Origin of the sequence: Massilia agri, from assembly GCF_024753255.1 — a bacterium.
GTDB lineage: Bacteria > Pseudomonadota > Gammaproteobacteria > Burkholderiales > Burkholderiaceae_D > Telluria > Telluria agri.
Genome location: NZ_JANUHA010000011.1, coordinates 55516 through 76310, shown reverse-complemented (window position 1 = coordinate 76310; position 20795 = coordinate 55516). Strand labels below are relative to the sequence as shown.

Below are 20795 nucleotides of genomic sequence, written 5' to 3'. Positions count from 1 at the left end.
ATGTGAAGGAGGGCGCATGACCCTGATCCGCAAAGCCGTATTCCCCGTGGCCGGCCTCGGCAGCCGCTTCCTGCCGGCCACCAAGGCGCAGCCGAAGGAGATGCTGCCGATCGTCGACAAGCCCCTGATCCAGTACGCGGTGGAAGAGGCGGTCGCCGCCGGCGTGACGGAACTGGTCTTCATCACCGGCCGCAACAAGCGCGCGATCGAGGACCATTTCGACAAGGCCTACGAGCTCGAAGCCGAGCTGGAAGCGCATGGCAAGCAGGCCCTGCTCGACGTGGTGCGCGGCGTGATCCCGAAGCACGTCAACTGCATCTACATCCGCCAGTCGGCGCCGCTGGGCCTGGGGCACGCGGTGCTGTGCGCCCGCCCGGTGGTCGGCAACGAACCCTTCGCCGTGCTGCTGGCCGACGACTTCATGGACACGCCAGGCGGCACCAAGCCGGTGCTGGCCCAGATGACCGAGCTCTACGCCTACGAGCGTTCCAGCATCCTCGCGGTGCAGGACGTCCCGCGCGAGAACACGCGCCAGTACGGCATCGTCAGCGCCTCGCCCTACCGTCCGGGCCTGGAGCTGGTCTCGAACATCGTCGAGAAGCCGGCTCCCGAAGTGGCGCCGTCGACCCTGGCGGTGGTGGGGCGCTACGTGCTGTCCGGCTCCATCTTCGGCTACCTGGAAAACCTCGGCACCGGCGCCGGCGGCGAGATCCAGCTCACCGACGGCATCGCCGCCCTGATGCAGCACGAGCGCGTGCTGGCCTATCGCTACGCAGGCCAGCGCTACGACTGCGGCTCCAAGCTCGGCTACCTGAAGGCCACGGCGGCCGTCGGCCTCAAGCACCCCGAGACGGCCGAAGGCTTCCGCGCCTGCCTGGCCAGCCTGCTCGAGGAAGGCAAGACATCATGACCGTCCGCGACATCCTGCGCATGGGCGATCCGCGCCTGCTGCGCGTGGCCGGGAAGGTCGAGGCCTTCGATACGCCGGATCTGCATGCCCTGGTTGCGGACATGTTCGAGACCATGCACGCCGCCAACGGCGCCGGCCTGGCCGCGCCGCAGATCGGCGTCAACCTGCAGCTCGTGATCTTCGGCTTTGCGAAGAACGAGCGCTACCCGGATGCGCCGCCGGTGCCGGAGACGGTGCTGATCAATCCGGTCCTGAAGCCCTTGTCGGAAGACATGGAAGAGGGCTTCGAGGGGTGCCTTTCGGTGCCGGGCCTGCGCGGCAGCGTGCCCCGGTATACGAAATTGCATTACGAAGGCTTCGACCAGTACGGAAACGTCATCAAGCGCGATGCCGAGGGCTTCCACGCCCGCGTCGTGCAGCACGAGGTCGACCACCTGCTCGGCATCCTCTACCCGATGCGCATCCGCGATTTTTCCCGCTTCGGCTTCACCGAAGTCATGTTCCCCGATCTCGACCCCAAGGCCGACGACTGATGCGTGTATTCTTCCTTGCAGCGGCTTTGCTGCTTCCCGTTTCCGCGATGGCGCAGGACGGCTGGTTCACCAGGATCGAATCGGATCCGAAGAGCGAACTCTGGCTCGACAGCGGCTTCGCGACGTACCACTTCGACAGCGACAAGGACCTGAACGGCGCCAACAAGGGCCTCGGCGCCGAGTATCGCTTCAACGGCAGCACCTCGGCCACGATCGGGCGCTTCTACAACAGCGACCGGCAATGGTCGAACTATGCCGGCGTGATCTGGCAGCCGTATACGCTTGGACAGGTGAGGGTCGGCCTGGCGCTGGCGGCCTTCGACGGCTATCCGAACATGCGCGATGGCGGCTGGTTCCCTGCGGCGATACCGACCCTGACCTACGAGTACCAGCGCGTCGGCGTGAATGTGGGGATCATCCCGTCGTACAAGGACCGCTTATATGGCGGCATCTCGGTGCAGCTCAAACTGAAGCTGTTCCAGTAGGGTGGTCGGTTTCGCCGACCGCGCGTCCAAACATGGCCCGCAGGCCCGCTCGCGTGATGTGAACGCGCGGACGGCATAGCCGTCCACCCTACAAATACGGCGACTTGCCGCCCTCCGCAATGAACTGGTCGATCCGCTGCTGCAGCACCGGCAGCGGCACCGATCCCAGCTGCAGCACCGTATCGTGGAAGTTCCGGATATCGAACTTCGCTCCCAGCGCCTTCTCCGCCTTCGCACGCCCCTCCTGGATCGCCATCTGTCCCAGGTAATAGGAGAGCGCCTGCCCCGGCCACGAGATATAGCGGTCGACCTCGGTCTCCACTTCGTGCCTGGCCAGCGCCGTGTTCTCCATCAGGTAGGCCTGCGCCTGCTCGCGCGTCCAGCCCTTCGCGTGGATGCCGGTATCGACCACCAGCCGTGAGGCCCGCCAGGCCTGGTAGCTCAGCATGCCGAAGTGTTCGTAGGGCGTCTCGTAGATCCCCATCTCGGTGCCCAGCCGTTCCGAGTACAGCGCCCAGCCTTCGCCGAAGGCCGAGATATAGGCGCGGCGGAAGTGCGGCACGCCCTTCTGTTCCTGCGCCACCGGCATCTGGAAGGCGTGGCCCGGGGCCGACTCGTGCAGGGTGAGCGCCGGCAGGCTGTAGAGCGCGCGCGCCGGCAGGTTCCAGGTGTTGACCCAGTAGGCGCCCGGCCCGCCGCGCCCAGCCGTGTAGAAGGGCGCCTGGTCGTCGGGCACCGGCAGGATGGCGAAGCGGCGGCGCGGCAGGTAGCCGAAGTACTGGTCGGCCTTGGCATCGAACTTCTTGGCGATCCAGGCCGCCCGCATCAGGAGTTCCTGCGGGGTTTTCGCATAGAACTGCGGATCGGTGCGCAGGAATTGCAGGAAGGCCGGCAGGTCGCCCTGGAAGCCGGCCTTCTTCATGGTGTCCAGCATCTCGGCGCGGATCTTGGCCATCTCGGCCAGGCCGATCGCGTGGATCTGCTCGGCCGTGAGGTGGGTGGTCGTGTACTCGACGATCTTCGACTGGTAGTAGGCTTTCCCGCCCGGCATGCTCTCGGCGGCCAGGGTGGCGCGCGCCTTCGGCACGTATTCGTTGCGGAAGAAGGCCAGCACCCTGGCGTAGGCCGGCTGCACCTGCTCGCGGATCACGGCGGCGGCCTGGCTGCGCAGGGCTTCCTGCTCGGTCGCCGGAATCGAGGCGGGCATGGTCTTGAAGGGCGTGAAGAACACCACTTCCTGCGGCGTCTTCGCCTCGGCGATCGAGGCCAGGGCGACGTCGCGCCCAAGCAGCGTCACCCGTGGCGGCGTGAAGCCGCGCGCCAGGCCGGCCCGCATATTGTCGGTCTCCTGGGCAAAATAGCCGGGCAGGGCGGCCAGCTGCTTCAGGTAGTTGCGGTAATCCTCGATCCTGGCGAAGGGCCGGCGGGCGCCGAAGGTGACGTCGGTCCAGAAGGCGCTGTCGGCATTCACCGGCTGCTCGTATTCGCGGAAGCGCTGGGCGTCCAGCAGGGCGGCGATCTGGGCGCGGTAGACGGCGAAGTTGACGCGCTCGCCCGGAGACAGTTCTCCTGGCTTGATACCGTCGAGCTCCTTCAGGATGCCCTCCCAGTAGACGCGGCGCGCTTCCTGGGTCGGCGCATCGACGCGCGCGAAGGACGGGCTGACGCCGCGCTCTTCTTCGCCGCGGGCGAGCTGCTCCGCGACGCGCCACTTCCATTCTTTCGTGTAGATTGTCTTGAAGCGCGCATCGGCGCCTGGCGCGGCCTGGGCTGGTGAAAGCGCAAGGCCCAGCAGGAGCGCGGCGACAGGGATGGCAGTGCTCAGTTTCGATTTCATATTCTTCCCGCGTTCATCGAGCAAATCACTCGGCAATATCCATCTTAGCGGGCAAGTGTTTGTTTGACATCTACCAAAATGTTTCAGGAACAACGTAGGCGGTTTGATCAGTTTGCCGGAATGACACGTTATAATGCCGAATGCACTGGGGGCCGGCCTCGGCGTCTGTTGCCGCGTGCTGGCGCTAGTCCAGTTGAACCAGAAACCCATCAGCGGCATTCATTGCTCAACGACGAAGACATGACCAAAAGTACGGGCGCGCCGGATTCCGCGGCCGGCAGCGGCAACTTGCTGCAGCCGTGGCGGCGCATCGCACAGCATCTCTGCCCGCTGATCGGGGAGAGCGGCTTCTGCGCATTGTTCGGGCGGGCGACCCACGTGGTCGCCCCCGAGCACGCCTGGCTGGCGCCGCACCAGCCTTGCCGCTCGCCCGAACAGCTGTTCGCTTCCCTGGAGGAGCGCCTGGCCAGCGTCGACGCCCAGCGCGCCGCCGCCGCCAACGAAGCGTTGCTGCGGACCTTTACCCAACTACTTTCCGCACTCATCGGTGAAAAACTGACCCAGCGCCTGCTGGCGTCGGCCACGGGGTCCGCGGAGGCGGCGCCAGGCCAGCAGAAGAATGCACAGGAGCAGAAATAAATGAGCGACAAAGTAAGCTTGGGAAAATTGGCCACCGGCGTGCCGGGGCTCGATGTTCTCCTGGGCGGAGGATTGAGTGAGTTCTCGTTCAACCTGATCACTGGCGCTCCCGGCAGCGGCAAGACCACCCTGGCGCACCAGATCATGTTCTCGCTGGCCTCGCCCGAGCGCCGCGCGCTGTTCTTCACCGTGCTCGGCGAACCGCCGCTGAAGATGCTGCGCTACCAGCAGCAGTACAGCTTCTTCGACATGGAGAAGGTCGGCACCTCGGTTCGCTACGTGAATCTGGCGACCGATCTTCGCGCGGGCGACTTCAACGGCGTGCTGGAGCGGATCACGAAAGAGGTCGAGGACTTCGCGCCCAGCCTGGTCTTCGTCGACTCCTTCCGCTCCGTCATCCAGACCGGCAAGCCGGGCATCGAGGGCATGAGCGACCTGCAGTACTTCGTGCAGGAACTCGGCACGCGCATGACCAGCTGGCTGGCCACCACCTTCCTGATCGGCGAGTACCAGAACAACGAGATCGAGGCCAACCCCATCATGACCGTGGCCGACGGCATGCTGGCGCTCTCGCAGAACCACGAGCAGAACGCCGTGGTGCGCAAGATCCGCGTCGTCAAGATGCGCGGCCAGGCCCACCTTTCCGGGTCCCACACCTTCCGCATCACCGATGCCGGCCTGCGCATCTATCCGCGCCTGCTGCCGCCGCTCGCCTCGGACCGCGCTCCGGGCGTGACGGTCGACCGCGACCCGCGCCGCATCCCGACCGGCGTGCCGGGCCTCGACGAGCTGCTGCACGGCGGCCTGCCGCAGGGCCACTCCCTGCTGGCGGTCGGCCCGACCGGATGCGGCAAGACCATCCTGGGTTCGGCGTTTCTCCGCGCCGGCGTCGAACAGGGCGAGAACGGCGTCATCATGTGCTTCGAGAAAGGCACGTCTCGCCTGCGCAACGCCGAGCTGGCCGAGATGGTGCAGTCCGGCCGCGTGGCGGTCGTCGAGACCCGCCACATCGACATGACGGCCGAAGAGTTCGAGGACGACCTGCTGGTTGCCATCGAGCGCACCGGGGCGCGACGCGTGGTGATCGACTCGCTGTCGGAATTCAGCCTTTATCTGGCCCCCGAATGCCGGCGCGACCTGCGCGAAGGCGTGTTCCGCATCCTGACCAGCCTGGCCAAGAAGGGCGTCACGGCGCTGGTGACGGTCGGCCTGGACGACCGCAGCGTCGACATGAACTTCGCGCGTGCGGACATCGCCTACCTCACCGACGCCATCGTGGCCATGCGCTACGCCGAGGTCGACGGCCTGGTCAAGCGCTATATGTCGATCGTCAAGGTGCGCGGTAGCAGCCATAGCCACGACCTGCGCGAATACAGGATCACCGACGGGGGAATCGAGGTCGATCCCTTGCCTGCCCTGGTGAACGGCGTCCTGTACGGGCGCGTGGACAGCGTGAACTCGGGGAAATGAGGATGGCATGGGAACGTATGACGAATCGGCCGGCGGCTCGGAGCAACGTTCCCTGATGGACGAGGACGCGCTTCCATCCGGCCTGCTGCGCGAACAGCAGCTGCAGCGGCGCATCCTGGCACTGGAGGCGGAGCTGTCGGAAAGCCGCGTCCTGGCCCGCGACCATGCGCGCCTCGTCGAACAGGTCGAGCAGCTGCGCGAGGCCAACGAACACCTGGTGATGGCCACCGTCAGCGCCCAGTCGCTGCGCGACCTGGCTGAAGCCACCAACCGCCGCCAGACCGAATTCCTGGCCATGCTGGCGCACGAGCTGCGCAACCCGCTCGCGCCGCTGAGCATGTCGGCCAGCCTGCTCCAGAGCCTGGGTGGGAGCAACCCCCAGCTGGCCCACGTGTCCGGGGTGGTGCGGCGCCAGGTCGACCACATGGCCCGCTTGCTCGACGACCTGCTGGACGCGGCCCGCATCAGCAGCGGCAAGATCACGCTGTCGGTGCGCCCCTTGGCCCTGAATGGCGCCATCGACCAGGCCATCGAGACCGTGGCGCCGCGCATCCGCGAGCGCAACCAGCAGCTCCAGGTCTCGCTCCCCGACGAGCCACTGAACATCGAGGGCGACCCGGTGCGCCTGACCCAGGTCTTCGCCAACCTGCTCGGCAACGCCTCCAAGTACACCGGCAACGGCGGGCGCATCGCCCTGCGCGCCTGGCGCTCGCTCGAGGAGGTCGTGGTCGAGATCAGCGACAACGGCGGCGGCATCACGGCCGAGATGCTGCCGCAGGTCTTCGATCTCTTCATCCAGGGACCGCGCTCGCTGGCGCGCTCCGAGGGCGGCCTGGGCATCGGCTTGAACGTGGTGCGCAACCTGGTCGGCATGCATGGCGGATTGGTGTCGGCCGACAGTCCGGGCGAGGGGCGGGGCAGCACCTTCACGGTGCGCCTGCCGCTGTCCGGGGCGCAGGCGCCGTTGGCCGAGACGCCGCGCGGCCCCAGTGTGGCCGAGGGCGCCTGCCGCATCCTGCTCATCGAAGACAATGTCGACGCCTGCGATACCCTGTGCACCCTGCTCGAACTGGCGGGGCACGAGGTCACCGTCGCCTACGACGGCCATGCGGGCCTGGCCGAGGCGCAGGCGCGGGACTACGACATCGTCGTCTGCGACATCGGCCTGCCCGGCATCAACGGGATGGAAGTGCTGGCCCGCCTGCGCGACGGCCATCCCGGCGCGGGCGCCCGTCCCTTCGCGATCGCCCTGTCGGGCTACGGCCAGCACGAAGACCGCGAACGGGCCCTGCTCGCCGGCTTCGACCGCTACCTGGTCAAGCCGGCCGCGCCGGACACCTTGCTGGAACTGGTGGGCGAGGCGCGCGAGCTGCGCCTGCTCGCCTGACTTCTCAGCGCCCGAGCAAACGCCGCAGGCGCCCGAGCGCCTCTTCGATACGCTCCAGCTTCGTCGCATACGAAAAGCGCACGTGCCGGCTGGGCGCCGCGAAACCGAAATCGTCGCCCGGGACGATCGCCACGTGGGCCTCCTTCAATACCGACCAGCAGAAGGCCGTGCTGTCGTTCGCCTGGGCATGCGGCAGGGCGGAGATGTCGGCGTACACGTAGAAGGCGCCATCCGGCATCACCGGCACCTTGAAGCCCAGCTCGCGCAGGGCCGGGACAAGAAAGTCGCGGCGGCGCTGGAACTCGCGCCGGCGTTCTTCGTAGATGCCGAGTGCTTCCGGCGTGAAGCAGGCGAGGGCGGCCTGCTGGGCCACGGTCGGCGCGCAGATGAAGAGGTTCTGGGCCAGCTTCTCGAAGGTCGGCACGAGAAGCTCCGGCACCACCAGCCAGCCGAGGCGCCAGCCGGTCATGCTGAAATACTTCGAGAAGCTGTTGACGGTGATGACTTCCTCGTCGATGGCCAGCGCGCTGACCGGCTGGTGGTCGTAGGACAGGCCCTGGTAGATCTCGTCGATGATGGCGAAGCCGCCGCGCTCGCGCACCGCCGCCAGCATGGCGCGCAGCTGTTCGGGCGTCATCGAGGTGCCGGTCGGGTTCGAGGGCGAGGCGACCAGCACGCCGCGGGTACGATCGTTCCAGTTGGCCGCGACGTGGGCGCCGCTCAGCTGGTAACGGTCTTCGGCGGACGCCGGCACCAGCACCGGCTTGCCCCCGAAGCTTGATACGAAGTGGCGGTTGCAGGGGTAGCAGGGGTCGGGCATCAGGACTTCGTCGCCCTCCGCCACCAGGGCCGCACAGGCCAGCAGCAGCCCGGCCGAGGCGCCGGCGGTGACGACGATGCGGCGCGGGTCGATGTCGAGTCCGTGCACGCTCGCGTAATGGCCGGAGATCGCTTCGCGCAATTCGCGCAGGCCGAGCGAATCGGTGTACTGGGTGATGCCGCCCTTGATGGCTTCCATCGCCGCGTGGGCGACGATGTCGGGTGCGGTGAAGTCGGGCTCGCCGACGCTCATGCTGATGACGTCGATGCCGCTGCGGCGCATTTCGCCGGCGGCTTTCACCATTTCCATGACGCGGAAAGGCTCGATGGCGTGGACGCGCTGGGCGACCTGGATATTGCTGGGAAGATTGATGCTCATGCCGGATCCAAAAAATCTGATCCCTCATCTTACCGCAGCGTGGGCGGCCGCGTGGCCGCCCACCGTGCGGATCATTGATGTGCGTGGTGCGTCGCGGTGAGCTTGCGCATCAGGGGCAGGGCGGCCAGCGCGATCAGCGTGCAGGCGATTGCGGCCAGGCCCAGCTTGTTGAACAGGCTCGTGTAGATCGGCAGGGTCTGCACCGGGTCCACCACGTCGCGCGGCACGCTGGCCAGGTTCGCCACCACCCCGCCCAGGTACTGCGAAATGCCCACGCCCACGTAGTAGGCGCCCATCATGAAGCCGCCCATGCGGGCCGGCACGTAGCGCGCGATCATCGCCAGGCCCAGGCCGCTCACCAGCAGTTCGCCCAGCGAGTACAGACCGTAGCCCGCGATCATGATCCAGGACGAGGTCAGGCCATCGACGGCAAAGGCGCCGGCCACGCCGTAGGTGAAAAAGCCGGCCGCCACCACGGCGAAGCCGAGGGCGAACTTGGCGGCGATCGAGATGTCCCGCCCGCTCGCCCCGGCGCGGGTATAGGCAAAGGCCAGCACCGGGCTGAGCACCATGATCCAGATCGCGTTCAGGGCCTGGAACTGGGCCGGCGACCAGGTCCACAGGCGGTTGCCGAACACGTAGAAGCCGAGGTCGACGTTACGCAGCGCGAACAGGGACAGCGAGGTCGACATCTGCTGGTAGAAGATGAAGAAGAACACCGTCTGCAAGGTCAGTATGAGGGCGGCGATCAGGCCGGCGCGCTCGCTCGGCGCGCTGGAACGGATCAGGTGGAAGAAGATGCCGAGCACGACAAAGCCGGCCACGTAGACGAAGGCGCGGGCCAGGCCCTGGTATTCAAGGATGACGGCCGACGCCGCCACCGCCACCAGGCCGCCGCCCAGCACGGCCAGCAGTTTGGACATCTCGAGCGGCCGCGCATCCGGCGGCGAACCGACGTGCGACACGGTCGCGCGCAGCACGCCCACGGTCAGCAGGCCGACGAACAAGCCGACGCTGCACACGGCAAACGCGACGTGCCAGCCCAGCTCACCGCCGTAGCTGGCGTTGACGTAGTCCTTGATCCAGGGCGTGGCCAGCATCGAGAAGGTCGAGCCGACGTTCACCGCCATGTAATACAGGGTGAAGGCCGAATCGATCTTGGAATCGTCGCCTTCGTAGATCTTGCGCACCAGGTTGGCGGTATTCGGCTTGAACAGGCCATTGCCGACCACGATGACGCCCAGCGCCGAGAAGGTCATCCAGGTATTCGTGGTGGGCACCGCCATCAGGGCGTAGCCGAGCGAGAGGATGATGCCGCCGAGGATCATGCAGCGGCGGGTGCCGAGCACCTGGTCGCCGATCCAGCCGCCGATGGCCGGGGCCACGTAGATCAGGGCCGCGGCCGCGCCCCAGACCAGGTTGGCGCGGCTGTCTTCGAAGCCGAGGCGCTGCACCATGAAGTAGACGATCAGCGCCTGCATGCCGTAGTAGCCGAAGCGTTCCCACAGCTCGATCAGCGCCACCGTGAGGAAGGAGCGGTTCTTGCTGACGGCATCTGCCGCTCCCGGTGGAATCTCGTGTTTCATCTTTTCCCTTGTCAGTACGGTCGGCGCGCCCTCGGGCGGCAATCCGGCGATGCTACGCGAGGAGCATGGAACGTGCAATCTTGACAGTCCTTGCTGCCAATGCGATAACATACCGTTCCCGGTCATGCAGGCCGGGTGGTTTTTTGTGCGAGGTGTATGTATGAGGCGTGTTCCTGTCCTGCTGTCCGCTGCCGTGATGCTGGCCGTATCGAGCCTGGCCGAGGCGGCGCCCGCCGCACCCTCGACGCCGATGCGCGCCCCGGTGGCCGATCATCACCAGTACGTCTACAGCCCCGCCGCGGCGGCCTTCCTGTCCTCCAGCGCGCAGCTGGAGCCGGTGACGGCCCAGGACCTGATCGCCCAGCTCGATGCGGCCGGCATCGAGCGCGCGGCGGTGCTGTCGGTGGCCTGGGTCTACGGCCGTCCAGCCCAGCTGCCGGACGACGAATACGACCGGGTGCGCGCCGAGAACGACTGGGCGGCGCGCCAGGCCGGCGAATATCCGGGGCGGCTGGTGGCGCTGTGCAGCGTCGACCCGCTGAAGGACTATGCGCTGGCCGAGCTGGCGCGCTGCGCGGCCAGTCCGGAATTCGGGCGCGGCATCAAGCTGCATCCCGCGGCCGGCGTACGCCTCGACGATCCCGCCCAGATGGCGCGCGTGCAGCGCGTGTTCCGCTCGGCGAACGCCCGCGGCATGGCGATCGTGCTGCAGCTGCGCGGCACCAGCGCAGAAGGCGCGCGCCTGCTGATCGACCAGCTGCTGCCGTTCGCACCCGACGTGCCGGTGCAGGTCGCGTATGCCCAGGCGCCGTCGGCCGGCGCCAGGGCGGGCGAGGGCGCCACGCAGCTGGCCGCCCTGGCCGTGCTGGCGGAAGCCGCCGCGCGCCAGGACCCGCGCATGCGCCAGGTCTGGCTCGATGCCTCTTCCTTCGCCCGTCCGGGCCTGTCGCCGGCCGATGCGCGCCGCGTCGTGCGGCGCCTGCGCCAGGTCGGCATGGAGCGCGTGCTCTACGGTTCCGAGACCGCCGTCGGCCTCGAGGTGCCGCCGCGCGACGCCTGGGCCGCTTTCCGCAGCCTGCCGCTGACCGATGCGGAAGCGGCGCGGGTGGCGAACAATGTGATGCCGTATTTGCGCTGATCCCGGCGCGCAAAGCTCGCGCTATGTGCGCGTGCTAACCGATAGCCGCGCCCGCTGCCCTACACTGGGCTGATGTGCGGCGAGGGGAAGCGGACGGATGACTCAGGTAACGGTGGTCGGGGCAGGGCTGGCAGGTCTGGCGTGCGCGGTCGCGCTCGCGGACCACGGGATTGCGGTCACCGTCGTCGAGCGCAACACGCGCCTGGGCGGCCGGGCCAGCAGCTGGCGCGAGCCGGTCACGGGCGACGTGGTCGACATCGGCCCCCACATCTTCCACTCCGAGTACCACAATATGCTGGCCTTCCTCGCGCGGCTCGGGACGAAAGACCTGATCTGCTGGCAGCCGGGCAAGGTGCTCACCGTGGCCAGCAAGCCCCGGCCTACGGTGCTTCGCCACTGGCCGCTGCCGGCGCCGCTCAGCCTCATGCCCAGCATCCTGCAGGCGCCCGGCCTGGACGCCGCCGACTACCTGTCGATGGCGGGTGTCGGCTGGCGCGGCATGCGCTTCGGCGAAGAACAGGTGCCGGAACTCGACCGCATCTCCGCCCTCGACTTCCTGCGCGGCCATGGCGTCAGCGAGCGCATGATCGACTGGTGGTGGCGCTTCGCGGCCATGGTGGTCACCAATGTGCCGCTGCAGCGCTGCTCGGCCGCCTCCCTGATGCGCATCCACGCGCAGCTGAGCGGCTACCGCGGCCTGCACTTCGGCTTCGCCAGGGTCGGCCTGGGCGAGCTGTACACCCGGCAGGCGGTGCGCGCGATCGAGCGCGCCGGCGGGCGCGTGCTCAAGGGGCGCGGCGTGGCCTGGCTGTCGGGCAGGGAGCGCGTCGACGGGGTGGTGCTGTCCGACGGCAGCCACATCCGCGCAGAGCAGGTGGTCTCGGCCCTGCCGCCGCAGGACCTGGATGGGGTCCTGCCGCGTGCCTGGCGCGGCCGCGCCCCCTTCGATGCCCTGCCGCGCGTGGAGCCGAGCCCCTACGTCTGCTGCTACCTCTGGTTCGACCGCGACATCAAGGCCGAGCGCTTCGCCTCCAACCTGTTCGCGCCGGATCGCCTGAACTACGATTTCTATGACCTGTGCCAGATTCGCCAGGGCTGGCGCGGGCGGCCCACGGTCATCGCCAGCAACATCATCTATAGCCACCGCGCCCATGGGCTCACGGACGCCGAGATCGTGCGCCGCACCGTGATGGAGCTCGGCGAGATCGCGCCGCGCGCGGCCAGGGCGCGGCTGCTGCACGCCGACGTGCACCGGGTGCCGATGGCGATCCCGTGCCCGCTGGTCGGCTTCGAACGCATGCGCCCGCGGGCACGCTCGCCGATACCCGGCCTGACCCTGGCCGGGGACTGGACCCGCACCCACATGCCCTGCACGATGGAAGGGGCGGCCAAGTCCGGCTTCATGGCGGCGGAAGTGGTGCTGGCGGAGCGTGGCTTGCAGGCGAATCTCGCCATCGATGCGCGCCTGTACGACGACTTCGCGGGCCTCGCACGGGCGGCGGTGCCGGGCCGAACGCTGCCTTGAGCGGCGAGCTCATGTAATTTTCTTACAGGAACCCTGTATCCCAGGCGAGAAATCTGTCATGCTCTCGGTTGGCTAAAACGACAACCGGATTCCATGACGCATACGACGATTGCCCGCCTCGTGCTGTGCCTGCTGGCCAGCCCGCTCGCCTTTGCCCAGAACGCTGACCGCCAGCTGCAGGGCGCCACCCGGAAGCAGAACACGCTGGAACTCGCGACCAGCGACGGCCGCTACCTGATCAAACCCTATTCGGCCGACGTGGTCGAGACCACCTTCATCCCGAACGGCGAATCGTTCGACGCGGCCTCGCACGCCGTGGTGCTGGCACCCGCAGACGTGGGCGCGACGCTCAAGGACGAGGGCGCGCGCCTGGTGTACGCCACTAGCGGCATCACGGTGGTGGTCGACAAGCAGCCCTTCCGCATCAGCTACCTCTACAAGGGCAAGCCCCTGGTCGCGGAAAAGCGCGGCTACGGCCGCAGCGCGGACCTGGAGACCATCGAGTTCGCGCTCGAGAATGGCGAGGCGCTGTATGGCGCCGGCGCGCGCGCGACCGGCATGAACCGCCGCGGCAAGCGCTTCCAGCTCTATAACAAGGCCGACTACGGCTATGGCGCGACGTCGACGTTGTTGAACTACACGATGCCGCTCGCCCTGTCCTCGAAAAAGTACGCGATCCACTTCGACAATCCGCAGACCGGCTGGCTCGATTTCGACAGCCGCAAGGACGGCACCCTGCGCTACGAGGTGATCGGCGGGCGCAAGACCTACCAGGTGGTGGCCGGCGACAGCTGGGACGGCGTGATGGCGAACTACACGGCGCTGACCGGCCGCCAGCCGCTGCCGCCGCGCTGGGCCTTCGGCAACTTCGCGAGCCGCTTCGGCTACAAGAGCGAGGCCCAGACGCGCGAGGTGGTCGACCGCTTCATCGCCGAGAAGATCCCCCTGGATGCGGTGGTGCTCGACCTGTACTGGTTCGGCAAGACCGTCAAGGACACCATGGGCAACCTGGCCTGGGACCGCGACACCTTCCCGAACGCCGAGAAAATGATGGCGGACCTGAAGGCGAAGGGCGTGAAGACCATCGTCATCACCGAGCCCTTCGTCCTGACCACCTCCCGGCGCTGGCAGGAAGCGTCGCAGCAGCCGGGCGTGCTGGCGACCGACAAGGACGGCAAGCCGGCCACCTTTGACTTCTACTTCGGGAACACGGGCCTCGTCGACCTCTACACCAGCCAGGGCCGCGACTGGTTCTGGAACATCTACAAGGGCCTGAAGCAGGGCGGCGTGAGCGGCTGGTGGGGCGACCTGGGCGAGCCGGAAGTGCATCCCTTCTGGGTGCGCCACGGCGGGAACAAGAGCGCCGACCAGGTCCACAACATCTATGGCCACGACTGGGCGCGCCTGATCGCCGAGGGCTACAAGAAGGATTACCCCAACGAGCGTCCCTTCATCCTGATGCGCGCCGGCTACTCGGGCTCGCAGCGCTTCGGCATGATCCCCTGGTCGGGCGACGTCAGCCGCGGCTGGGGCGGACTGCAGTCGCAGATGGAGATCTCGCTCCAGATGGGCATGCAGGGCCTGGCGTACATGCACTCGGACCTGGGCGGTTTCGCAGGCGCCGTGCTGGACGACGAACTGTATGTGCGCTGGCTGCAGTACGGCGTGTTCCAGCCGGTGTTCCGCCCGCATGCCCAGGACGACGTGGCGCCGGAACCGGTGTTCCGCGCCGAGCGCACCAAGGTGCTGGCGCGCGAAGCCGTGTGGCTGCGCTACGCCATGCTGCCGTATAACTACACGCTCGCTTTCGACAACAGCAGCACCGGCATGCCGCTGATGCGCCCCGTGCTGTTCGAGGAAGACGAGGCGACCGCGATGTCGTCCACTTACTTGTGGGGACGCGACTTCCTGGTCGCGCCCATCGTGGAACCGGGCGCGACCCGCAAGGAAGTGCATTTCCCGGGCAAGGGATCAAGCTGGTTCGACTTCCACACGGGCGAGAAGCACCACGGCGGGATCACGGAAGTCGTGAAGCCGGAAGAAGCCAACATCCCGGTCTACGTGCGCGCCGGCGCGTTTGTGCCGATGGCGAAGGTGGTGCAGAGCACCCGCGACTACTCGACCCGCCACATCGACCTGCACTACTACCACGATGCCGGCGTGACGGGCAGCGAGGGCAAGATGTATGACGACGATGGCGAGACCGCCGACGCGTATGGGAAGGGCAAGTACGAGATCGTGCGCTTCGCCAGCCGCCATGCGGACGGCAAGCTGGAGATCCGCTTCAGCACCGAGACCGGCAAGGCCCAGGCGCCGCAGGAACGCGGCTTCGCGCTGAAGGTGCACAATGTGCAGGCCAGGCCGCGAGGGGTGACGGTGGATGGCAAGGCGGTGCGTTTTGTCTGGAACGACAAGCACAAGCTGCTGGAGGTGCCGGTGGCGGCGCGCAAGCAGCCATCGAGCACGGTTGTTGTGACGTTGTAGGGTGGTCGGCTTTGCCGACCGCGCGTTCGACCACACGGTGACCTGTCAGGCATCGACTAATCACGGACTGTTTGAACGCGCGTTCGGCGGAGCCGAACACCCTACCGAGACACGATCAACCGCAGGCCTAGTCCCACGAAGATCGCACCAGCAATACGATCCAGCCACATCCCCGCCCGCGGCGTGCGATTCAGCCACTGCCCGATCGTGCCCGAAAAGTATCCCAGCAGCCCAAACAGCACGGCCGCCTGGGCCGTGAAGATCAGGCCCAGCCAGGCGATCTGCCAGTTCGCATCCCCGCGCGAGGCGACGACGAACTGCGGCAGGAAGGACAGGAAGAACAGCACCACCTTCGGATTGATCGCATTCGCCACTAGCCCCTTGAAGAAGAGCTGGCGCGCCGATTCGTCCGGCACGCCGGCCGCGACCGTCGCGCCGCCGCGGCTGCGCAGGGCCTGGAGGCCCATCCAGATCAGGTAGAGGCCGCCGACGACCTTGAGCGCCGTGAAGGCGACCGGCGAGGCCGCGATCAGCGCGCTCACGCCGATCACGGCGAGCAGGGTGTGGTTCAGGCAGCCCAGCGCGCAGCCCAGTCCGAAGGCGATCCCGCGCGCGCGTCCCTTGGCGATGCCGGCGCCCAGCACCATCATGTTGTCGGGGCCGGGCGAGAGGGTGATCAGGATGGCGGCGGTCAGGAATCCAAGGAACTGTTCGGGCGTGAGCATGGCGCTGGCTGGCTAAGGACGGACCAGCATGTTACCGCAAAGCCCGCATGTTCAAGCCTTGGGCTGCAGCGCCGCGCTCATGTCCAGCTCGACCCAGGTCGGCGCGTGGTCGCTCGGCTTTTCCTTCGCACGCTGGAACTTGTCGACGCCGGCGCCGCGCAGGGCGGGCGCCAGCGCAGGGCTGAGCAGCAGGTGGTCAATGCGGATGCCCGCGTCGCGCCCGAAGGCGTTGCGGAAGTAGTCCCAGAAGGTATAGACCACCTGGTCCGGGTACATCGTGCGCAGGGAATCGGTCCAGCCTTGCGACATCAGGCGCTCGAAGGCGGCCCGGCTCTCCGGACGGAACAGGGCGTCGTCGACCCAGCGCTCCGGCTTGTAGACGTCGAGATCCGTCGGAATCACATTGAAGTCGCCGCACATGACGACCGGCGCCTTGGTGGCGAGCAGCTCGGCGCCGCGCTGGATCAGGCGCTCCATCCAGGCCAGCTTGTAGTCGAACTTCGGCCCAGGCGCCGGATTCCCGTTGGGCAGGTAGAGGCCGCAAACCACCAGGCCCTGGTAGACCGCCTCGATATAGCGGCTTTGTTCGTCCGTCGGGTCGCCCGGCAGGCCGCGCTGCAACTCCTGCGCCGGGCCGTCGCGGGTGAGGATGGCGACGCCGTTCCAGCTTTTCTGGCCGTGCCAGATCGCGTGGTAGCCGGCGTCACGGATCGCGCTTTCCGGGAATTTTTCCTGTGGCGCCTTGAGTTCCTGCAGGCAGACGACGTCCGGCTTGCGTTCGTCGAGGTATTCGAGCAGGGCGCTGATGCGTGCGCCGATGCCGTTGACGTTATAGGTTACGACCAGCATAGTGTCTCCGCTTGCGTTCATGGCTTGATTGCCACTTTAGCATGCCGGGATGCCAAGAGGCGGACTGAAGATTTTGCGGCCTTTATAGTCCAGAGCGCATTTTCTTATGGCTAATTGTTCGTTCAGCCATGCAAGATCATGCCGTATACTATTCCGATTGAATTTTTGTAGTCTGGAGAAGAATATGTTCACCCGTCGTTCCCTCATCCTCGGCGCGTTCGCCCTGTCCGCCAGCCTGCTGGCCACCGCCGCACAGGCCGACCAGCTCGCCGACATCAAGAAGAAGGGCACGATCGTCTTCGGCGTGCTGGGCACCGACGAGCCGAACAGCTTCATCGACCCGAAGACCCGCCAGCTGGTCGGCTACGAGATCGACATCGCCACCGCGGTGGCGAAGAAGATCGGCGTGAAGCCGGTATTCAAGCAGATGTCGGTCTCGAGCCGCATCCCCGAGCTGCAGCAGGGCCGTGTCGACGCGCTGGCCGCGACCCTCACGCACAACAAGGAACGCGAATCGCAGGTCGACTTCGCGCTGACCCACTTCGTGACCGGCTCCAAGGTCATGGTGCGCGCCGGCAGCGGCATCACCGCGCTGCCCCAGCTGGCCGGCAAGAAGGTCGTTACCGTGCGCGGCGGCACCCAGGAAACCAATATCCGCGCCGCGGTGCCGACCGCGGAGGTGGTGACCTTCGAGAACACCCAGCAGGCCTTCCAGGCCCTGCGCCAGGGCAAGGGCGTGGCCTACGTCAACGACGAGTCCTCGCTGCTGGCCGACTACGGCAAGCTGGGCCCGGCCGCCAAGGGCTTCACCATCCTGCCGACCTCGATCGGCAACGAGTCGATCGCCCTCGGCCTGCGCAAGGGCGAGAAAAGCCTGAAGGCCGTGGTCGACCAGACCCTGCGCGAGCTGGAAGCCAGCGGCGCCGCCGAGCAGCTGTTCAACAAGTGGTACGGCCCGGGCACCCGCGCCAACATCGCCAAGCGCAGCTTCAAGATCAGCACCGACAAGATCTGATCGTCATAAGGCAAGTGTTTTGCAGTTTTTCGACCCCAGCATCCTGCAATCCGGCCAGTACCATGACTGGCTGGTGCAGGGCCTTATCCTTTCCCTGCAGCTGACCGCTGCCAGCTTCGTCATCGCGCTGCCGCTTGGCGCACTCGTGGCGCTGATGCGCACCTCGACCTTTGCGCCGCTGCGTGCAGCCGGCGCCACCATCGTGGAAGGCATCCGCAACGTGCCGCTGCTGGCGCACCTGCTGTTCTGGTACTTCGCCTTCCCCGAGCTGCTGCCTGACAGCGCGCGCGAATTCCTGTATGCGAATAATCCTGAAGCCGTCTGCGCCGTGATCGCCATGTCGCTGTACAGCGGCGTGCACATGGCCGAGGACATCCGCAGCGGCATCCGTGCGGTGCCGGCCTCCCAGCTGGAGGCGGCCCGTTCGCTCGGCCTGGGGCGCTTCAAGGCCGTGCGCCAGGTGCTGCTGCCGCAGGCCTTGCGCGCCTCGGTGCCGCCGCTCCTGTCGCAGACCGTCAACCTGTGGAAAGACACCAGCGTGGCCACCGTCATCGGCGCCGCCGAGTTGATGTACCAGGCCGCGCGCGTGGAGACCGCGAGCTTTCGCAGCGTCGAAGCGTTCACGTTTGCGACCCTCGCTTACCTGACGGTCTCGCTGCTGATTTCCTTCGCCGCCCACCTGTACCAGCGACGCTATCCGGTCCGTCCGGCATAAGGCTGTTCACATGCTCGAACTGATCGATACCTACTGGCTGTACTTCCTGGTCGGCCAATATCCCGAAGGCCCGCTTGGCGGCCTGTCGCTGACCGTGCTGCTGTCCTTCGGCGCGCTGCTGCTGGCGATGCCGCTGGGCCTCCTGCTCGGCGTCGCGCGCGTGAGCAGCCACCGCGCGATCCGCTGGCCCGTGGCGACCCTGGTGCAGCTGGTGCGCGCCGTGCCGCTGCTGCTGGTGGTCTTCTGGGTCTACTTCTTCCTGCCGGCCGTGACCGGTGTGAAGACTGGCCAGGCCACGACCATGCTGATGGTGCTGGTGCTGTTCGACGGCGTCTACCTGGCCGAGATCGTCGCAAGCGGCATCCGGGCACTGCCGAAGGGACAGCTGGAAAGCGCCCGTTCGCTGGGCCTGTCCTATCCGCAGGCCTTGCGCCTGGTGGTGCTGCCGCAGACACTGCGCAACGGCCTGCCGTCGATCGTCAGCCAGCTGGTCTCGACCATCAAGGCGACTTCGCTCGGCTACATCATCGGCCTGTCGGAAGTGTCCTTTGTCGCCACCCAGGTCAACACCCTGGTGTTCACCCAGGCGGTCGAGGTCTACCTGATCCTCGCGCTGAGCTATTTCATCCTCTGTTTCGGCCTGTCACGCCTGGCCTTCCTGCTCGAGCGCCGCCTGCAGGGGCGCGCCGTGCAGGCGTCGTAAAAAGGAAGTTTGAACGATGATCGTTCTCGATAAAGTCAACAAGTTCTACGGCGACTACCACGCGCTGGTGGATGTCAGCGAACGGGTGGAAAAGAACGAGGTGGTGGTCGTGTGCGGCCCCTCCGGCTCGGGCAAGTCGACCCTGATCCGCACCCTCAACCGCCTGGAAGAAATCGACGGCGGTTCCATCGCCATCGACGGCCGCGATATCCACGCCAGGGGCACGAACGTCGACCAGCTCCGCGCCGGCATCGGCTTCGTCTTCCAGCACTTCAACCTGTTCCCGCACCTGACCGTGCTGGAAAACTGCACGCTCGCGCCCGTCAACCTCAAACGCGCCGCGCCGGAGGAAGCGCGCGAGTACGCCATGACGCTACTGGAGCAGGTAGGCCTCGCACACAAGCGCGACGCCTATCCGAACGCCCTGTCGGGCGGCCAGCAGCAGCGCGTGGCCATCGCCAGGGCCCTGGCGATGCGTCCGCCGATCATGCTCTTCGACGAGCCGACCAGCGCGCTCGACCCGGAAATGGTGGGCGAGGTGCTGCAGGTGATGCGCTCCCTGGCGCACCACGGCATGACCATGGTCTGCGTGACCCATGAGATGGGCTTCGCACGCGAAGTCGCCGACCGCATCGTCTTCATGAGCGAAGGCCGCATCCTGGAGCGCGGCAAGCCGGACGACTTCTTCACCCACCCCCAGACCCCGCGCGCGCAGCAGTTCCTGGCCGACCGCAACCGCGGCTAGCCGCCCCAACATCTTGGTGTCAGGTCTGACATCCGGACACGAACTCGACCATTGACAGGCCTTACGGAAGAGCTCGTGTCTGATTGTCAGACCTGACCCTCCGATGCGCAGACCCCGCGCGCTCAGCAGTTCCTGGCCGACCGCAACCGCGGCTAGCCGCCCCAACATCTCGGTGTCAGGTCTGACATCCGGACACGAACTCGACCATTGACAGGCCTTACTGAAGAGCTCGTGTCTGATTGTCAGACCTGACCCTCCGATGCGGGGGCTTCTTCACCGCTGTCTGGCGGCGGGTAGGTGATGCGCGTGCCTATCACGTGCGCGAACGGCGTCAGCGTATGCGGCTTGGTCTTGCCCTTGTTGATGATGTGTTCGACCGCCACGCCGCGCACGGTGAGCGCATCGGCCACCATCGAGCGGTGGCAGCGCCATGGCACCGCTTCGGCGCACATGAGGGCGCACCGGCTTGCTTCCGCCATGCCCGCCACTTCCTCGACGTGCTCCTTGAAGTCCCGGGTCTGCATGTGGTCCGCGTAGCCGCGGAAGGAGGCGTTGCGCCAGCCGCTGTTCGGCGTGTCCTTGTGCGCGCGCCGCAGCCCACCCAGTTCCCGGATGTAGGCGTAGCCGATGCCTGCCGCCTCGAGAGAGGCGGGCAGCTGGTCCTGGCCGAACTGCGGGTTGTGGCGCGATTTGGGAACGGTCCTGATGTCGAGCACGCGTTCGATGCCGTGCTCGCGCAGCAGGGCCAGGAATTCTTCGATCGGCCGGTTGGAGTGGCCGATGGTGTAGACCGTTTCCATGCTCGATGCAGTTCCGTTTGTCAGGGCTCCATTGTGGCCCCGCGCCGCGAG

At 66.9% G+C, this 20795-nt stretch carries 19 protein-coding genes; 13 read left to right on the top strand and 6 right to left on the bottom strand.

Annotated features, from left to right (window positions below):
• Window positions 1-16: 16 nt before the first annotated feature.
• Genes galU through NX780_RS16040 form a run of 3 tightly spaced genes read left to right on the top strand, consistent with a single transcriptional unit; the run spans window position 17 to window position 1928 of the window.
• Window positions 17-910 (top strand): UTP--glucose-1-phosphate uridylyltransferase GalU, encoded by an 894-nt coding sequence (galU, locus tag NX780_RS16050; RefSeq protein WP_258828883.1) that lies wholly within the window; start codon window positions 17-19, stop codon window positions 908-910.
• Window positions 907-1443, top strand: coding sequence for a peptide deformylase (gene def / locus NX780_RS16045; protein WP_258828882.1), 537 nt, complete (start codon window positions 907-909; stop codon window positions 1441-1443). Before galU ends, def begins: the two co-directional genes overlap by 4 nt.
• Window positions 1443-1928 carry a hypothetical protein gene (locus NX780_RS16040; protein ID WP_258828881.1) on the top strand — a complete coding sequence of 162 codons (486 nt, stop codon included), beginning with the start codon at window positions 1443-1445 and terminating at the stop codon, window positions 1926-1928. The genes def and NX780_RS16040 overlap by 1 nt, the downstream gene beginning before the upstream one ends.
• 88 nt (window positions 1929-2016) lie before the next feature.
• Here NX780_RS16040 and NX780_RS16035 read toward each other — a convergent pair whose 3' ends face one another.
• Window positions 2017-3765 carry a DUF885 domain-containing protein gene (locus tag NX780_RS16035; protein WP_258828880.1) on the bottom strand — a complete coding sequence of 583 codons (1749 nt, stop codon included), beginning with the start codon at window positions 3763-3765 and terminating at the stop codon, window positions 2017-2019.
• Between the two features lie 240 nt (window positions 3766-4005).
• On the opposite strand from NX780_RS16035, the gene NX780_RS16030 reads away from it, so the two are divergent.
• From NX780_RS16030 to NX780_RS16020, 3 genes are read left to right on the top strand one after another with little or no spacing between them, the layout of a single operon-like run.
• Window positions 4006-4404 carry a hypothetical protein gene (locus tag NX780_RS16030; RefSeq protein ID WP_258828879.1) on the top strand — a complete coding sequence of 133 codons (399 nt, stop codon included), beginning with the start codon at window positions 4006-4008 and terminating at the stop codon, window positions 4402-4404.
• Complete coding sequence (locus NX780_RS16025) at window positions 4405-5874, top strand: ATPase domain-containing protein (protein WP_258828878.1); 1470 nt, start codon at window positions 4405-4407, stop codon at window positions 5872-5874.
• Window positions 5875-5881: 7 nt separating this feature from the next.
• Window positions 5882-7261 (top strand): hybrid sensor histidine kinase/response regulator, encoded by a 1380-nt coding sequence (locus NX780_RS16020; protein ID WP_258828877.1) that lies wholly within the window; start codon window positions 5882-5884, stop codon window positions 7259-7261.
• 4 nt (window positions 7262-7265) lie between these two features.
• On the opposite strand, the gene NX780_RS16015 is transcribed toward NX780_RS16020, so the two are convergent.
• Both NX780_RS16015 and NX780_RS16010 read right to left on the bottom strand, forming a co-directional pair.
• Window positions 7266-8459, bottom strand: a complete 1194-nt coding sequence (locus NX780_RS16015; protein ID WP_258828876.1) for a pyridoxal phosphate-dependent aminotransferase — start codon at window positions 8457-8459, stop codon at window positions 7266-7268.
• A gap of 71 nt (window positions 8460-8530) precedes the next feature.
• A complete protein-coding gene (locus tag NX780_RS16010; protein ID WP_258828875.1) occupies window positions 8531-10045 on the bottom strand; it encodes a peptide MFS transporter in 1515 nt (504 codons plus the stop codon).
• A 160-nt stretch (window positions 10046-10205) separates the two neighbouring features.
• On the opposite strand from NX780_RS16010, the gene NX780_RS16005 reads away from it, so the two are divergent.
• The 3 genes from NX780_RS16005 (at window position 10206) to NX780_RS15995 (ending at window position 15192) form a co-directional block, all read left to right on the top strand.
• Window positions 10206-11183 (top strand): amidohydrolase family protein, encoded by a 978-nt coding sequence (locus NX780_RS16005; RefSeq protein WP_258828874.1) that lies wholly within the window; start codon window positions 10206-10208, stop codon window positions 11181-11183.
• Window positions 11184-11280: 97 nt separating this feature from the next.
• Window positions 11281-12708: a hydroxysqualene dehydroxylase gene (locus NX780_RS16000; protein ID WP_258828873.1), complete on the top strand. Its 1428-nt coding sequence runs from the start codon at window positions 11281-11283 to the stop codon at window positions 12706-12708.
• Window positions 12709-12801: 93 nt separating this feature from the next.
• Window positions 12802-15192, top strand: a complete 2391-nt coding sequence (locus NX780_RS15995; RefSeq protein ID WP_258828872.1) for a TIM-barrel domain-containing protein — start codon at window positions 12802-12804, stop codon at window positions 15190-15192.
• 101 nt (window positions 15193-15293) lie between these two features.
• On the opposite strand, the gene NX780_RS15990 is transcribed toward NX780_RS15995, so the two are convergent.
• Together NX780_RS15990 and xth are read right to left on the bottom strand one after the other, a co-directional pair.
• Complete coding sequence (locus tag NX780_RS15990; protein WP_258828871.1) at window positions 15294-15917, bottom strand: LysE family translocator; 624 nt, start codon at window positions 15915-15917, stop codon at window positions 15294-15296.
• 51 nt (window positions 15918-15968) lie between these two features.
• The gene (xth, locus tag NX780_RS15985; protein ID WP_258828870.1) at window positions 15969-16766 is read right to left on the bottom strand and encodes an exodeoxyribonuclease III; all 798 of its coding nucleotides are present in this window, start codon (window positions 16764-16766) and stop codon (window positions 15969-15971) included.
• A gap of 184 nt (window positions 16767-16950) precedes the next feature.
• On the opposite strand from xth, the gene NX780_RS15980 reads away from it, so the two are divergent.
• The 4 genes from NX780_RS15980 to NX780_RS15965 are packed head-to-tail and all read left to right on the top strand — an operon-like array spanning window position 16951 to window position 19944.
• Window positions 16951-17781 carry an ABC transporter substrate-binding protein gene (locus NX780_RS15980; protein WP_258828869.1) on the top strand — a complete coding sequence of 277 codons (831 nt, stop codon included), beginning with the start codon at window positions 16951-16953 and terminating at the stop codon, window positions 17779-17781.
• Between the two features lie 19 nt (window positions 17782-17800).
• Window positions 17801-18496 (top strand): amino acid ABC transporter permease, encoded by a 696-nt coding sequence (locus tag NX780_RS15975; RefSeq protein ID WP_258828868.1) that lies wholly within the window; start codon window positions 17801-17803, stop codon window positions 18494-18496.
• A gap of 10 nt (window positions 18497-18506) precedes the next feature.
• The gene (locus NX780_RS15970; protein WP_258828867.1) at window positions 18507-19199 is read left to right on the top strand and encodes an amino acid ABC transporter permease; all 693 of its coding nucleotides are present in this window, start codon (window positions 18507-18509) and stop codon (window positions 19197-19199) included.
• A gap of 16 nt (window positions 19200-19215) precedes the next feature.
• A complete protein-coding gene (locus NX780_RS15965) occupies window positions 19216-19944 on the top strand; it encodes an amino acid ABC transporter ATP-binding protein (RefSeq protein WP_258828866.1) in 729 nt (242 codons plus the stop codon).
• Window positions 19945-20186: 242 nt separating this feature from the next.
• Here NX780_RS15965 and NX780_RS15960 read toward each other — a convergent pair whose 3' ends face one another.
• A complete protein-coding gene (locus NX780_RS15960) occupies window positions 20187-20744 on the bottom strand; it encodes a DUF488 domain-containing protein (RefSeq protein ID WP_258828865.1) in 558 nt (185 codons plus the stop codon).
• Window positions 20745-20795: the final 51 nt, after the last annotated feature.